At 67.9% G+C, this 13,384-nt stretch carries 15 protein-coding genes, 1 tRNA gene and 1 pseudogene; 9 read left to right on the plus strand and 8 right to left on the minus strand.

The genetic code is table 11. The features are described 5' to 3' along the window. The first annotated feature begins 6 nt into the window (after positions 1–6). From ACSQ86_RS11925 to ACSQ86_RS11945, 5 genes are all read left to right on the plus strand, one after another. Positions 7–657: a DNA-3-methyladenine glycosylase family protein gene (locus ACSQ86_RS11925; protein WP_093109137.1), complete on the plus strand. Its 651-nt coding sequence runs from the start codon at positions 7–9 to the stop codon at positions 655–657. 15 nt (positions 658–672) lie between these two features. Continuing rightward, positions 673–1,653 carry an acetyl-CoA carboxylase carboxyltransferase subunit alpha gene (locus ACSQ86_RS11930; RefSeq protein ID WP_093109138.1) on the plus strand — a complete coding sequence of 327 codons (981 nt, stop codon included), beginning with the start codon at positions 673–675 and terminating at the stop codon, positions 1,651–1,653. Between the two features lie 35 nt (positions 1,654–1,688). Then, the gene (gene tilS, locus ACSQ86_RS11935) at positions 1,689–2,639 is read left to right on the plus strand and encodes a tRNA lysidine(34) synthetase TilS (RefSeq protein ID WP_436303784.1); all 951 of its coding nucleotides are present in this window, start codon (positions 1,689–1,691) and stop codon (positions 2,637–2,639) included. Between the two features lie 85 nt (positions 2,640–2,724). Beyond that, the gene (locus ACSQ86_RS11940) at positions 2,725–3,993 is read left to right on the plus strand and encodes an aspartate kinase (RefSeq protein ID WP_093109140.1); all 1,269 of its coding nucleotides are present in this window, start codon (positions 2,725–2,727) and stop codon (positions 3,991–3,993) included. Between the two features lie 22 nt (positions 3,994–4,015). Further along, positions 4,016–4,108 (plus strand) — tRNA-Ser (locus tag ACSQ86_RS11945). A 902-nt stretch (positions 4,109–5,010) separates the two neighbouring features. Here ACSQ86_RS11945 and ACSQ86_RS11950 read toward each other — a convergent pair. Then, entirely contained in the window at positions 5,011–5,214 is a 204-nt protein-coding gene (locus ACSQ86_RS11950) for a hypothetical protein (protein WP_436303785.1), read from the minus strand. 267 nt (positions 5,215–5,481) lie between these two features. On the opposite strand from ACSQ86_RS11950, the gene ACSQ86_RS11955 reads away from it, so the two are divergent. The 3 genes and pseudogenes from ACSQ86_RS11955 to ACSQ86_RS11965 all read left to right on the plus strand — a co-directional run. Beyond that, positions 5,482–6,078: a phosphatase PAP2 family protein gene (locus tag ACSQ86_RS11955; RefSeq protein ID WP_436303786.1), complete on the plus strand. Its 597-nt coding sequence runs from the start codon at positions 5,482–5,484 to the stop codon at positions 6,076–6,078. A gap of 87 nt (positions 6,079–6,165) precedes the next feature. Beyond that, entirely contained in the window at positions 6,166–6,774 is a 609-nt protein-coding gene (locus ACSQ86_RS11960; RefSeq protein WP_436303787.1) for an ABC transporter ATP-binding protein, read from the plus strand. 55 nt (positions 6,775–6,829) lie between these two features. Beyond that, positions 6,830–7,348 (plus strand): annotated as a pseudogene (locus ACSQ86_RS11965) (ABC transporter permease); the annotation flags it as partial. Between the two features lie 12 nt (positions 7,349–7,360). On the opposite strand, the gene ACSQ86_RS11970 reads toward ACSQ86_RS11965, so the two are convergent. Together ACSQ86_RS11970 and ACSQ86_RS11975 are read right to left on the minus strand one after the other, a co-directional pair. After that, positions 7,361–8,602 (minus strand): NAD(P)/FAD-dependent oxidoreductase, encoded by a 1,242-nt coding sequence (locus tag ACSQ86_RS11970; protein ID WP_436303789.1) that lies wholly within the window; start codon positions 8,600–8,602, stop codon positions 7,361–7,363. Next, entirely contained in the window at positions 8,580–8,702 is a 123-nt protein-coding gene (locus ACSQ86_RS11975) for a hypothetical protein (RefSeq protein WP_280142649.1), read from the minus strand. Before ACSQ86_RS11975 ends, ACSQ86_RS11970 begins: the two co-directional genes overlap by 23 nt. A gap of 96 nt (positions 8,703–8,798) precedes the next feature. Between ACSQ86_RS11975 and ACSQ86_RS11980 the strand changes: the two genes are divergently transcribed. Beyond that, on the plus strand, positions 8,799–9,629 hold the full coding sequence (locus tag ACSQ86_RS11980; protein ID WP_436303790.1) for an IclR family transcriptional regulator: 831 nt from the start codon (positions 8,799–8,801) through the stop codon (positions 9,627–9,629). Between the two features lie 33 nt (positions 9,630–9,662). On the opposite strand, the gene ACSQ86_RS11985 is transcribed toward ACSQ86_RS11980, so the two are convergent. The 5 genes from ACSQ86_RS11985 to ACSQ86_RS12005 all read right to left on the minus strand — a co-directional run bounded on the left by ACSQ86_RS11985 (position 9,663) and on the right by ACSQ86_RS12005 (position 13,308). Then, on the minus strand, positions 9,663–9,839 hold the full coding sequence (locus ACSQ86_RS11985; protein ID WP_170855677.1) for a hypothetical protein: 177 nt from the start codon (positions 9,837–9,839) through the stop codon (positions 9,663–9,665). A 95-nt stretch (positions 9,840–9,934) separates the two neighbouring features. Beyond that, complete coding sequence (locus tag ACSQ86_RS11990; protein ID WP_436303791.1) at positions 9,935–10,741, minus strand: PPK2 family polyphosphate kinase; 807 nt, start codon at positions 10,739–10,741, stop codon at positions 9,935–9,937. A 49-nt stretch (positions 10,742–10,790) separates the two neighbouring features. Then, entirely contained in the window at positions 10,791–11,216 is a 426-nt protein-coding gene (locus ACSQ86_RS11995; RefSeq protein WP_093109148.1) for an RNA-binding S4 domain-containing protein, read from the minus strand. Positions 11,217–11,221: 5 nt separating this feature from the next. Then, on the minus strand, positions 11,222–12,634 hold the full coding sequence (locus ACSQ86_RS12000; RefSeq protein WP_436303792.1) for a sensor histidine kinase: 1,413 nt from the start codon (positions 12,632–12,634) through the stop codon (positions 11,222–11,224). After that, positions 12,631–13,308, minus strand: coding sequence for a response regulator (locus ACSQ86_RS12005; RefSeq protein ID WP_436303793.1), 678 nt, complete (start codon positions 13,306–13,308; stop codon positions 12,631–12,633). The genes ACSQ86_RS12000 and ACSQ86_RS12005 overlap by 4 nt, the downstream gene beginning before the upstream one ends. Between the last annotated feature and the right edge of the window lie 76 nt (positions 13,309–13,384).

A 13,384-nucleotide genomic window follows, 5' to 3' on the forward strand; every position in this document is an offset into this window, starting at 1 on the left:
GAAAAAATGCCTGCCGCCAAGAAACCGACCATCGAGGTCTTCACCCCCGACTACTGGGAAGAAGCCTGCAAGCACCTGGCCAAGAAAGACCGCGTCATGAAGCGGCTGATCCCGCAGTTCGGCGACGCCTGCCTGGAGTCGCGCGGCGACGCCTTCACCACGCTGGCGCGCAGCATCGTCGGCCAGCAGATCTCGGTGAAGGCGGCGCAGTCCGTCTGGGACCGCTTCGCCGAGCTGCCGCGCAGGATGACGCCGGCCAACGTGCTGAAACTCAAGGTCGACGACATGCGTGCCGCCGGCTTGTCGGCGCGCAAGATCGAGTACCTGGTCGACCTGGCCTTGCACTTCGATGCGGGCGTGGTGCACGTCGACGCCTGGGAAGACATGTCCGACGAGATGATCGTCGCCGAGCTGGTCGCGATCCGCGGGATCGGACGCTGGACCGCCGAGATGTTCCTCATCTTCCACCTGATGCGACCCAACGTGCTGCCGCTGGACGACATCGGGCTGATCAACGGCATCAGCCAGAGCTATTTCTCGGGCGACCCGGTGAGCCGCAGCGATGCCCGCGAGGTCGCTGTGGCCTGGGCACCGTATTGCAGCGTCGCGACTTGGTATATTTGGCGATCGCTCGACCCGCTACCGGTCGCATACTGACAACAGGAGAAGACGTTGGCGAAACGAACCTTCCTCGACTTCGAGCAACCCGTTGCGGAGCTCGAATCCAAGATCGAAGAACTGCGCTATGTACAGACCGAATCGGCGGTCGACATTTCGGAAGAGATCGATCAGCTCGGCAAGAAGAGCCTGCAGCTCACCAAGGAAATCTACAGCGACCTGACGCCCTGGCAGATCACCAAGATCGCGCGGCATCCGGAACGGCCCTACACGCTCGACTACGTGGGCGAGATCTTCACCGACTTCGTCGAACTGCACGGCGACCGCCACTTTGCGGACGATCTTTCGATCGTCGGCGGCCTGGCGCGCTTCAACGGCACGCCCTGCATGGTGTTGGGCCACCAGAAGGGCCGCGACACCAAGGAGCGGACCGCGCGCAACTTCGGCATGAGCAAGCCCGAGGGCTACCGCAAGGCGCTCAGGCTCATGAAGACCGCCGAAAAATTCAAGCTGCCGGTGTTCACCTTCGTCGACACGCCGGGCGCTTACCCGGGCATCGATGCCGAGGAGCGCGGCCAGTCCGAAGCCATCGGCCGCAACATCTTCGAGATGGCGCAGCTCGAGGTGCCGGTCATCGTGACCATCATCGGCGAGGGCGGTTCCGGCGGTGCGCTCGCCATCTCGGTCGGCGATCAGCTCCTGATGCTGCAGTACTCCATCTACTCGGTGATCAGCCCCGAAGGCTGCGCCTCGATCCTCTGGAAGACCAGCGACAAGGCACAGGAAGCGGCCGATGCGCTCGGCATCACCGCGCACCGGCTCAAGGCCCTGGGCCTGGTCGACAAGATCGTCAACGAGCCGGTCGGCGGCGCGCATCGCGACCATCGGCAGATGGCGGCCTTCCTCAAGCGTGCCCTCAACGACGCCTTCCGCCAGGTCAGCGACCTGAAGCCGAAGGAACTGCTCGACCGCCGCTACGAGCGCTTGCAGAGCTACGGCCGCTTCGCCGACACCAAGGCCGAAAGCGCCAAGTAGGCATCGCGCGGGCAATTGCCCGCCTGCCGCACCCCATGGAGAATCCTGCCGCCCCAGCGCTCGCGTCCTGGGTGGCGCCCTTGCCGCTGGGCATCGCTTACAGCGGCGGCGCCGATTCCACGGCGCTGCTGCATGCCGCGGCGCAGCGCTGGCCCGGACAGATCCAGGCGCTGCACGTGCATCACGGCCTGCAGCAGGCGGCCGACGACTTCGAGGACCATTGTGCCGCCACGTGCAGCGCGCTGGGCGTGCCGCTGCACGTGGGCCGTGTCGATGCCCGGCATGCGCCCGGCGAGAGCCCTGAAGACGCGGCGCGCCGGGCGCGCTACGCGACGCTGGCGGCGCTGGCCCAGGCCCATGGCCTGCGGCATGTCGCGCTGGCCCAGCATGCCGACGACCAGGTCGAGACGATGCTCATCGCGCTCAGCCGAGGTGCCGGCCTCGACGGGTTGGCCGGCATGCCGCGGCAGATCGAGCGGCATGGCGTCGACTTCCACCGACCGCTGCTCGATGTGCATGCGAGCGCGCTGCGCGAGTGGATCGCCGCCAGCGGCGTCGCGCACATCGACGACCCGAGCAACGCCGACCTGCGCTACACGCGCAACCGCATCCGGCTGCAGGTGCTGCCGGCGCTTGCCGCGGCGCTGCCGCAATTTCACGAAACATTCGCGCGCTCGGCACGCAACGCGGCCAAGGCGTCGGGCCTGCTGACCGAGGTCGCCGCCGGGGACATCGCGGCCGCGGGCTCGCCGCCTGCGCTGGCCGCCTTGCGTGCATTGCCGCGCGAACGTCTCGCCAACGCCCTGCGCCACTGGCTCAAGCGCGATCACGGCGCGGTGCCCAGCGAGGCCCAGCTCGAGCAGCTGCTCGACCAGATCGAGGCCTGCAGCACGCGCGGCCACCGCATCCGCCTCAAGGTTGCCGACGGTTACGTCCTGCGCGAAGGCGAGTCTCTGCGTTGGTACAATGCCCGTCCCCTGCCGTAGCCCGCAGCCCTCGCGCTGAATGGCCCGCGGCGGGACACGGATGCCGTCATCGCGGTATCCGAATCCTTCTGTCCTGACTTCACCCATGGCATTGATCGTTCACAAATACGGCGGCACGTCGATGGGCTCGACCGAGCGCATCCGGAATGTCGCCAAGCGCGTCGCCAAGTGGGCACGCGCCGGCCACCAGATGGTGGTGGTGCCGAGCGCGATGAGCGGCGAAACCAACCGCCTGCTCGGCCTCGCCAAAGAGCTGGCCCCGCCCAAACCCGGCGACGACCACAACCGCGAGCTCGACATGCTGGCTTCCACCGGCGAGCAGGCTTCGTCGGCGCTGCTGGCGATCGCGCTGCAGGCCGAGGGCATGCAGGCGGTCAGCTACGCCGGCTGGCAGGTTCAGGTCAAGACCGACAGCGCCTTCACCAAGGCCCGCATCGAAAGCATCGACGACGAGCGCGTGCGCGCCGACCTCGACGCCGGCAAGGTGGTTGTCGTCACCGGCTTCCAGGGCGTCGACGAGGCGGGCAACATCACCACGCTGGGGCGCGGCGGCAGCGACACCTCGGCGGTCGCGATCGCGGCGGCGATGAAGGCGCACGAGTGCCTGATCTACACCGATGTCGACGGCGTCTACACCACCGACCCGCGCGTCGAACCCGACGCGCGCCGGCTGACCACCGTGAGCTTCGAAGAAATGCTCGAGATGGCGAGCCTGGGCTCCAAGGTGCTGCAGATCCGCTCGGTCGAGTTTGCCGGCAAGTACCAGGTGCCGCTGCGCGTGCTGTCGAGCTTCACGCCGTGGGACATCGACATCAAGGAAGAAGCTCGCTCCGGCACCCTGATCACATTCGAGGAAGACGAAAACATGGAACAAGCCGTCGTATCCGGCATCGCTTTCAACCGCGACGAAGCCAAGATCTCCGTGCTCGGCGTGCCCGACAAGCCGGGCATCGCGTACCACATCCTCGGCGCCATCGCCGATGCGAACATCGAGGTCGACGTCATCATCCAGAACCTGAGCAAGGACGGACGCACCGACTTCAGCTTCACCGTGCACCGCAACGACTATGCGAAGGCGGTCGATCTGCTCAGGGCCAAGGTGCTGCCGACCCTGGGCGCCGCCGACATCGTCGGCGACACCAAGATCTGCAAGGTCAGCATCGTCGGCATCGGCATGCGCAGCCACGTCGGCGTGGCGAGCAAGATGTTCCGCGTGCTGAGCGAGGAGGGCATCAACATCCAGATGATCTCGACCAGCGAGATCAAGACCTCGGTGGTGATCGACGAAAAGTACATGGAGCTCGCAGTGCGCGCGCTCCACAAGGCCTTCGATCTCGATCAACCGGCCGCCTAAGCTGGCATAATTGCGGCTTCCAGGAACTGTGACCGAGTGGCCGAAGGTGCTCCCCTGCTAAGGGAGTATGGGGTGTAGAGCCTCATCGAGGGTTCGAATCCCTCCGGTTCCGCCAGATAGCTAGTAAAGACGGCCCTTCGCGGGCCGTTTTGCTTTTGTACGCCCTTCATACCCGCCTCTCCGCTGGCGGGGGATCCCCCGAAGAATAGGGCACTACTTCTTCGGCGACATCTTTGGAAGCTGGGGCGGAAGCCGCTCGGGCGCGCGCACCGTTTCTGTTCGGGTAGTGTTATCCGACGCCGCCTCGTTCCTCACCCCCAAACCCTCAAGCCACCGAAGAACGGCCGGCGTCTGTTGCGATCCCATGTACTTGACCATGCACACGATCGATGGATGGTGAAGACATGGGACGGCGCCCGTCTCTAGCCTCGATAGCGTTGAGTGCCGAGCATGCGGTCACCGCATATACGCGTAAGTCGGCACCGGCCAGGTGAAAGCCTGACGAGCCGACCGCGATGGGGAAGGTGTCTTCAAAGCCCGCTGACTGCGGGCTTTGCTGTTTTTGGTTGCGCCTCGTTTCTCCATCCAGTTGAGGAGGCGGCTGATGGTTCGGCGATATCAGACCTGACTCTCGGGAAATGGCCATCGGGTCAGTGGGCGCATTGGGCAGCGGCGACGTTCTGCCGAGACGCGAGTTCAAGCGCTGATCTTGGCGTCATGGCGGCCGTACCGATTGGCGTCGCGCGGCGAGATGCGCTGGCCGTAGGGCTGGTGTGACAGGCGCGTCGATCGCGGCGAGGCGGACCTTCACCTGCTCATACGAGCCAAGCGATCCACAGCGGGCCGTGAGGGTGTCGCCGTCACTTGTGCCGACGACTGGGCAGGTTCGGGGCTGGGCTTGACCGGCAAAGGGAAGGGCAAGAAGCAGGCAGAGGAGAGCGCGGAGCACTGGGAAAAGCGGCCCATGTCAGGGCGAGGGAAAGAGAACGGGCGAGATGATAAGAGGGTAAGAGGGCGTCAGGCCTCGCGTTCCTCGATCCAGTGAGTGCCGGCGCCGTAGGTCTCGTTGCCGGCCGCCATGACCTGTTCAAGGGTCCATCGGTTGCCGGGCGTATCGGGGTGCCACAGCCCTCCGCCCGGGTGAACCGGCACGCCTTCAACGGTGAGCTGCTCATCGTCTTTAGCGATCCCATCGGAACAGCGTAGTCGGATCTCTTTCATCGGAGCCTCGCTTTTGGTCAACTGTCGCACGCCCGTGCATGCTTCGTACAGGTGGCCTTCCCGGGTGCTCCGCTACCGCATCCCGCGACGATGCAGGGGTGCACGCCGCTGGTGGATTGCAGGCGGTCCTCCCGCGAGGACTTGGGCGGCCCACTCCATTGGCACTAGCAGACATGCCAAAGCTGAATCCGGTATTCAGCTTGCCTTCACAAGCGCCACCTAGAGTGGCGCCATGCCGACCACGCGCCTTCGCGGCTTCATGCTCGTATGAAGGCGCTGAATCTTGCCCTGCTTCAATGGATTGCGGCGGGCTACGAGCCCAGCCCGTGGCTTCTGCCCGTGGCGTCGGCCATCGCGCTGGGCGGGGCCTGGGCCGGCATGGCCCTCATGGGATGGGCCGCCTGGCGGCGGCCGTCGGAACGCGGCTACGTGATGGCGACGCTGGCCTTTGCGGTGGCCACCGCGGTGATCGCGCATGCCATCGCCACGGCGCTGAATCTACCGCGTCCTTTCATGCTGGGATTGAGCCCGGCCTACATTGCCCATGGCGCGCGCGGATCGCTGCCGAGTGCGCACGCTGCGGTGATGTTCACGGTTGCGCTGGTGTTTCTGCTGCGTCCCCGGCTTTGGGATCTGGGCATCGGCGTGGCGGCCGTGGCCGCGATCACCGGCTGGGCACGTGTCTACGTCGGGGTTCATTTCCCGGCCGACATCGTGGCCGGGCTCTTGCTGGCCGTCGTGATGGCGGGCATCTTTCTCGGGGTGCGGCGTTGGTATCGGCGCCATGTCGCACCGAGGATTACCCGCGACGACCTGCACGCGCGGGCGCCAGCCTTCGACGCCGACCCTCAACGACGCGCATGATGCTTGACCAGCCATGGCCTGGCTGGGTATCGGCGGAGGGACCCACATGCTGCGCAACGACGTCTGTGGATGGATGATCGAGGAGACATGAGTTCCCCCTTGCTCTCCATCCGCGGGCTGCACTCCGCCTTCGGCGGCCCCTTCGATATGGAGATCGGCCATGGCGAATGCGTGGCCGTCCTCGGCAAGTCGGGCTCCGGGAAGAGCGTGCTGCTGCGCCTGATTGCCGACATGGACCCGGGCACCGGCGAGGTCGAGCTCGAAGGGCGCAGCCGCGACAGCTGGCCCGCGCCCGAATGGCGGCGGCGCGTGGTCTACCAGGCGGCCGAGCCGGCCTGGTGGGCGCCGGACGCCGCGGCGCATTTCCGTTCGGGCGATGCGGCGCTGATCCATGCGCTGCTGCCAACGCTGGATCTCGCGCTCGACGTGCTTCGCGTCGACATCGCAAGGCTGTCGACCGGCGAGCGCCAGCGGCTGGCGCTCGTGCGTTCGCTGGCCCGCGCGCCCCGGGTGCTGCTGCTCGACGAGCCCACCGCCTCGCTCGATCCCGCCTCGGCCTCGGCCATGGAGGCCCTGCTTCGCAACCGCCTCGATGCCGGCCTGGCCATTCTCCTGGTCACGCATTCGCGCGAGCAGGCCGGGCGAATGAGCCGGCGTGCCTTCGAGATGATCGAGGGGAAGCTGCATCCGCTATGAGCCGCCGGGCCGTTCCCAAGGCGAATACCGTAGCGCGCAGCGCGGAGGTTATCCAATGAGCGTCGTCCACCTCGATATCGTGGACGTCGCGCTGGCCGCGCTGCTCGTACTCGTCAATGCAGGCGCATCGCTCGTGCTGCGCTTGCGGCTGCACTGGCCCATGCTGTGGGCGGCGCTGCGGATGATGGTTCAGCTGCTGCTCGTGGGCCTGGTGCTGCGGCTCGTGTTCGGCGCGGCATCGGCCGCCGCCACGCTGGCGATCGTCGTGCTGATGATCCTGGCCGCGGCGCGCGAGGTGGCCGTCCGGCCGAGGCAAAGGCTCCAGGGCGGCGGCAACTACCGCATCGGCGCGCTGGTGGTGACGCTGTCGAGCGTGGCGACCGTGGTGCTGGCGCTGGCGACCGCGATCAGACCCGAGCCCTGGTACGACCCGCGCTACGCCATTCCCCTGATGGGCATCGTGCTGGGCAGCGTGCTGAACTCGGCCAGCCTCGGGCTGGACAGCTTCTTCGGCGAGGTGGCGGCGCGCCGCGCAGCGATCGAGGCACAGCTGGCGCTGGGCGCCACCAGCCGCGAGGCAACGAGGCTATCCCGGCCGCGCGGCGAGCATGCCATCGGCAATGCGCTGCGCGGTGTTGATGGAATCCGTGAGGCCCAGGTGCCCGTGGCCGACCGCGAGCCACAGGCCGGGCCGGCCGGCTGCCGGGCCGATGACCGGCACCGAATCGGGCATGCAGGGCCGGTGGCCCATCCACTGCGTGGACGACAGCGCCTCGAGCCCGCCGAAGGTCTCGCGTGCAATGCGCTCGAGGATCGCGGCGCGGCGCGGTTCGGGCGGGCTCGCGAGGCCGCCGAACTCCACCGTGCCGCCCACGCGCAGGCCGTCTTCCATCGGCGTGACGAAGATCTTGCGGTCGGCCAGGATCACGGTGCGCGAGACGGTGTCGCGACCGCCGTCGAACTGCACGTGGTAGCCGCGCTGGCTTTCGAGTGCGAGCCGCACGCCGAGGGGGTCCAGCAGCCGGCGCGCCCACGCGCCGGCGGCCACCACGACCCGATCGAAGGTGTTGGCCGCGGCATCGGCCTCGGCGGCCGTGCGCAGTTGCCAGCGCCCGTCGGCCAGCGGCGTCATCGCCTGCACCTCGTCGCGCCGCTGTTGGCCGCCGCGCCTGGCGAAGCCGCGCACCATCGCCTGCACGTAGCGGAAGGGATTGACGATGGTCGCGTGGTCGGCCATGAAGACGCCGACCTGGTAGCGCTCGCCCACGCGCGGCTCGAGCGCCAGGATGCCGGCGCGGTCGAGTTGCTGAAACTGGTAGCCGTAGTACCTGCGCATGCGCCAGGTGCCGGCGTCCTTGGCCAGCGCCCGCGCGTCGGGATAGAGATGCAGATGTCCGCGGCGCACGAACAACTCGGGCACGCCCAGCTCGCGCGCAAGCTGGGCGTGGCGGTCGACGGCGCCCGCGTGCAGCGCGGCCAGCTTGGCGGCCGAGAGCGCGACGCGCGAGGGCTGCGCGGAGGCGACGAAGCGCAGCAGCCAGGGCAGCGCCGTCGGCAGGTAGCGCATCGGAAGGTGCAGCGGGCTTTCCTCGTCCAGCAGCATGCCGGGTACCGAGGACAGAATCCCCGGCATCGCGAGCGGCGCCAGCGAGCCCGGGCTGATGGCGCCCGAGTTGCCGTAGCTGCAGCCGCGCCCGGGCTCGTCGCGATCGATCAGCGTGACCGCGGCGCCGCGCTTCTGCAGCGCGAGCGCAATGCAGCTGCCGACGACGCCTGCACCGACGACCGCGACGGCGAGCTGCGTTTCACGCACCGGCACGTCCGGCATCGGCAGCGGCGCCGGATCGTCGGCGCTGCAGCGCGTGCGCCGCGGCGCCGGGCAGGGCGGCGGCGAGCAGGAAGGCGGTCAAAAGGGAACGTCGCAACATCGAGGATTCGTGAATCGCGCACTGTATTACCTGTCATATTGTTTATCAATATGTGATATCGCAATGCAATAATGCGCGATCGATCTCGAGGCAAGCATGTCCCAAGCCAGATCCACTGCTGCAGCGGCCGCCCGCAAGGCGCGCAAGGCCGGCGCCGGGCTCGAAAGCCCGCTCTTCATGGGTTCGGTCGCCAAGTGCTTCCAGGTGCTGGAGGCGCTCAACGCCGCCGGGCGCGCGGTGGCGTTGACGGAACTGTCAGCCATTGCGCAGATGGACCGCAGCGCGGTGCAGCGCATCACGCACACGCTGCACGCGCTGGGCTACCTGCGCCAGCATCCCGTCACGCGGGCCTTCACGCTCTCAGGTCGGATGCTCGAGTTCGGCCACACCGTGCTGGCGACGGACCGCCTGCGCGACAAGGTGACGCCGCATCTCGATGCGCTGAACCGCAAGACCGGCGAAACCGTGAACCTGATGGAGCTGGAAGGCCAGGAGATCGTCTATGTCGCGCGTTTCCCGAGCCTGCACGCGGTCAGCGTCGACCTGCACGTGGGTTCGCGCCTGCCGGCCTTCTGCAGCGCTGCCGGCCGCGCGATCCTGGCGCAGCTCGACGAAGAGGCGGCGCTCGCGATACTGGCGGCGGCCAAGCGAACGCCAATGACCAAGCGCACCGTGACCGATCTACCGGGGTTGCGCGCAGTGCTCGCGAAAGTGCGCGAACTCGGCTATGCGCTGAATGACCAGGAAGCCTTTGTAGGCGACATCTCGATCGCGGCGCCGCTCGTGAACCGCGCGGGCGAGCCGGTCGGCGCCGTCAACATCGCGGTGCCTTCGCCGCGCTGGCTGCTGGCGGACGTGCTGCGCCGCCTGGTTCCGGATCTCATGAAGACCGCGCGCGCCATCAATGACGAGCTGACCGATCTTTGATGACAGCCGGCAGCGCTCCGGCTGTGGCGGAGGTCAGCGCGAGGGCGCGTCCTTGCAGTCGTCGAGCAGGGCGATCGACTGTTCGACCCGGTGCGCGATCTCGTCGTGCAGCGCCTTCGGCTCCCTGCTGGTTGCCGTGAGGAGCAGCATGCCGGTGCCAAGGGCCGCAAGAAGGCCCGTGAGCAGCTCTGAGTAGGTCAAGACGTCCATCTTTGTCCTTGGCGTTAGTGATGGCCCGGAATCGAGCGAGCGCGAAGTCTCCCACCGGGCCCCAGCCCCTTCAATACGCCATTTGGGGGAGGTGGCTACTGAACGACCAGCCCGTCCAGGGCCGGATCGGCGGCCGGCGCCTTGAGCTTCATCTCGCGCAGGGTCTTCACAAGCAGCTGCGCGATCATCAGGTTTCGATGGCGCTTGCTGTCGGCCGGCACCACGTGCCAGGGCGCGTGGGCGCTGGAGGTGGCGGCCAGCGCCTGTTCGTAGGCACGCTGGTAGTCGTCCCACTTCTTGCGCGCGTCCAGGTCGCCCAGCTTGAATTTCCAGCGCTTGTCGGGCTCGTCGATGCGCGCCTGCAGGCGTTCGCGCTGCACTTCCTTGCTGATGTGCAGCATGCACTTGACGATCACCGTGCCGGTCTCGGCGAGCAGTCGCTCGAAGTCGTTGATCTGCGCGTGGCGGCGCTGAATCTCGGCCTTGTCGATCCAGCCTTCGACCACCGGCACCAGCACGTCTTCGTAGTGGCTGCGGTTCCACACCATGATCTCGCCGTTGCGCGGTACCGCGGCGTGGCAACGCCACAGGTAGTCGTGTGCGCGTTCCTCTTCGCTCGGCACCTTGAAGGCCGTCACCCGCACGCCGAGCGGCGAGGTGCGCGAGAACACCCAGCGGATGGTGCCGTCCTTGCCGCTGGTGTCCATGCCTTGCAGCACCAGCAGCAGCTTGCGTCGGCCCTCGGCATGCAGCAGGTTCTGCAGCTCGTCGAGTTCGACCGCCAGCGCATCGAGCCGCTCGCGCTGCGTGTCCTCGTGCCCTTCGATGAAAGTCGTATCGGCGGAATCGATGGCGGCGAACTTGAACTTGCTGCCGACGCGGTACTTCTTGAAGCTGGGCATGCGCAGGTACTCCTCTCGGAAACGACAAGCCCGAGAGGGTACGCGATGTTCAACTGTCGTCGGGATCCAGCGATGCGCTCCAGCGGCTGTCCCAGTCGACGCGGCGCGCCTGGTCGAGCTCGCGCCGGTCGCGCTTGGTGGGCCGCCCCTGTTCGATGCTGAGCGCCGGCTCGCTGCCCATGCGGCGCTGCTCGCGCGCGGCCGCCTGCGCCGCCAGGCTCTCGGGCGTTTCTTCGTAGAGCTGCTGCGCCACCGGCGCCGGGCCGCGCTGGCCACTGAGGCCGCGCACCAGGACGATGCGCGTCAGGGCGCCGAGCCGCATCGCCACCGTGTCGCCCACCTTCACCTCGCGCGAGGCCTTGGCCACGTCGCCGTTGACCTGCACGCGGTTCTTTGCGATCTCTTCGGCCGCGAGCGAGCGGGTCTTGAAGAAGCGTGCGGCCCAGAGCCACTTGTCGATGCGAAGTCGATCCATGTGCTTCAAGTATCGCGCGCCAGCGGGAGATGCACGACGGCATCCAGCCCGACATGCTGTCCGCTGGCTTCCCGGTTGTCGAGTGCGATGCGCCCGTCCAGCGCGAGCACGATTTCGCGGCAGATCGCCAGCCCGAGTCCGGAGCCGCTGGCCAGGTCGCCGGCCGCGAAGGGCGCGAAGAGGCGCTGCCGCAATTCGTCGGAGATGCCGGGTCCGTCGTCGCACACGCCGAGCACCGCCATCTCGCCCTCGGCATGCACGCGGACCGCGAGCGCGCCGCCGCGGGGGCTGTGCTTGATGGCGTTGTGCAGCAGGTTGCGCGCGAGTTCCTGCAGCATCCAGCGGTGCGCGCGCACCCATACCGGCGCCGCGTCGACCGAGAGCTCGAAGTCGAGTGCCTTGTCCGCCAGCAGCGGCGACAGGTCGAGCGCCACCTGGCGCACCGCCTCGCCGAGCTCCAGCGTCGCCGACTCGGGCTGCTGCCGCAACTGCTCCACCTTGGCGAGCGAGAGCATCTGGTTGGCAAGCAGGGTCGCGCGCTCCACTGTTTCGCTGATCTCGCCCAGCGCCTGCGCGGTCGGCACGTCGCCGCGGCGCGCCGACTGCACCTGGGCCTTGAGCACGGCCAGCGGCGTGCGCAGCTGGTGCGCGCTGTCGCGCACGAAACGCTTCTGGTGGTCCAGGAGCCGCTGCAGCCGACCCATGACCCGGGTGGTGGCGTCGACCAGCGGGCGCAGCTCGCGCGGCGCATCGGGTGCGTCGATCGGCGAGAGGTCGTCGGCGGCCCGGGCCTCGATGGCTTCGCCCAGCTCGCGCACCGGCCGGGTCGCGCGCTGCACCACGAACACGGTGACCCCCGCGATCACGCCCAGCAGCACCAGCTGGCGCCAGAGCGTGTCGATGAGCAGCTTGCGCGCCAGCGTCTCGCGCAGCTCCAACGTCTCGGCCACCTGAACCACGGCCATGCCGCGCCCGCGCGCGCTTGCCACCGGCTGCAGCAGCACCGCCACGCGCACCGGCTGCTCGCGGAAGCGTGCATCGTAGAAGTCCACCAGCGCCGCATAAGGCGGCCGGTCCGGCAGCTTGCCGCGCCAGAAGGGAAGTTCGGCAAAGCCCGAGATCATTTCGCCGTCCTGCGCCGACACGCGGTAGAACATGCGGCTCTTGTTGTCGGCCTCGAAGGCTTCGAGCGCGGAGTAGGGGACGATGGCGCGCAGCGACGCGGCCTCGTCATAGCCCTCCACATCGAGCTGCTCGCCGATGGTCTTGGCCGAGGCGAGCAGCGTGCGGTCATAGGCGGTGGTCGCGGCCGCAAGGCTCTGGCGGTAGAGGCTCACGCTGTTGATCACGATGAACAGCGCGACCGGCGCCAGGATGCCGACCAGCAGCCTGGCGCGCAGCGAGAAGGGCCGGATCATCGTTCTTCGCGCAGCAGATAGCCCAGGCCGCGCAGCGTCATCAAGGCGGCGCCGGTGCCGGCCAGCTTCTTGCGCAGCCGGTAGACGACGACCTCGATCGCTTCGTACTGCACGTCCGTCTCACCGGGAAAGACCAGCTCGAACAGGCGTTCCTTGCTGACCGCGTGACCCGGCTTGACCATCAGCGCCTTGAGCAGCGCGAGCTCGCGCGGCGTGAGCTCGAGCACCTCGGCGCGGTGGTAGATGGCGCCGCTGTCGGCTTCGTAGCGCAATCCGCCGACCTGCAGCTGGGTCAAGGCCTCGGGCCCAGCGCTCCGGTGGCGCCGGTGCAGGGCGCGGATGCGCGCTTCGAGTTCGTCGAGGTCGAAGGGCTTGGGCAGGTAGTCGTCGGCGCCTGCGTTGAGGCCGACGACGCGGTCGCCGACCGTGCCGCGCGCGGTCAGGAGCAGCACCGGCGTGCGCAGGCCTTCGGCACGCGCCTGCGCCAGCACCTGCAGGCCGTCCAGCGTGGGCAGGCTGAGGTCGAGCGCCACCACGTCGGGCTCGAGGGCGCGCCATTGCGCGAGCGCCTCCGCGCCGTCGCCGCAAAGACGCACGTCGATCATGCGGCGCCCGAGCGTGCGCTGCAGCGTGGTTTGCATCGACGGATCGTCTTCGACTAGCAGCAGCTTCATGGCCGGAATTTCGGTGTTTACCCCAGTGTGCCGGACAGCCAACTGACAGCGGGGCGGCGCATCATAGCGGGCGTTC

This window comes from Variovorax sp. LjRoot130, from assembly GCF_964253755.1.
Lineage (GTDB): Bacteria > Pseudomonadota > Gammaproteobacteria > Burkholderiales > Burkholderiaceae_C > Variovorax.

Bases quoted from the DNA above. Each gene is read 5' to 3' on its own strand.
- ACSQ86_RS12005 (WP_436303793.1), bottom strand. From the start codon at position 13,308: ATGAAGCTGCTGCTAGTCGAAGACGATCCGTCGATGCAAACCACGCTG.
- ACSQ86_RS11970 (WP_436303789.1), bottom strand. From the start codon at position 8,602: ATGCCGGACGTGCCGGTGCGTGAAACGCAGCTCGCCGTCGCGGTCGTC.
- ACSQ86_RS12000 (WP_436303792.1), bottom strand. From the start codon at position 12,634: ATGATCCGGCCCTTCTCGCTGCGCGCCAGGCTGCTGGTCGGCATCCTG.
- ACSQ86_RS11980 (WP_436303790.1), top strand. From the start codon at position 8,799: ATGTCCCAAGCCAGATCCACTGCTGCAGCGGCCGCCCGCAAGGCGCGC.
- tilS (WP_436303784.1), top strand. From the start codon at position 1,689: ATGGAGAATCCTGCCGCCCCAGCGCTCGCGTCCTGGGTGGCGCCCTTG.
- ACSQ86_RS11995 (WP_093109148.1), bottom strand. From the start codon at position 11,216: ATGGATCGACTTCGCATCGACAAGTGGCTCTGGGCCGCACGCTTCTTC.
- ACSQ86_RS11925 (WP_093109137.1), top strand. From the start codon at position 7: ATGCCTGCCGCCAAGAAACCGACCATCGAGGTCTTCACCCCCGACTAC.
- ACSQ86_RS11975 (WP_280142649.1), bottom strand. From the start codon at position 8,702: ATGTTGCGACGTTCCCTTTTGACCGCCTTCCTGCTCGCCGCCGCCCTG.
- ACSQ86_RS11985 (WP_170855677.1), bottom strand. From the start codon at position 9,839: ATGGACGTCTTGACCTACTCAGAGCTGCTCACGGGCCTTCTTGCGGCC.
- ACSQ86_RS11990 (WP_436303791.1), bottom strand. From the start codon at position 10,741: ATGCCCAGCTTCAAGAAGTACCGCGTCGGCAGCAAGTTCAAGTTCGCC.
- ACSQ86_RS11950 (WP_436303785.1), bottom strand. From the start codon at position 5,214: ATGAAAGAGATCCGACTACGCTGTTCCGATGGGATCGCTAAAGACGAT.
- ACSQ86_RS11955 (WP_436303786.1), top strand. From the start codon at position 5,482: ATGAAGGCGCTGAATCTTGCCCTGCTTCAATGGATTGCGGCGGGCTAC.
- ACSQ86_RS11960 (WP_436303787.1), top strand. From the start codon at position 6,166: ATGAGTTCCCCCTTGCTCTCCATCCGCGGGCTGCACTCCGCCTTCGGC.
- ACSQ86_RS11940 (WP_093109140.1), top strand. From the start codon at position 2,725: ATGGCATTGATCGTTCACAAATACGGCGGCACGTCGATGGGCTCGACC.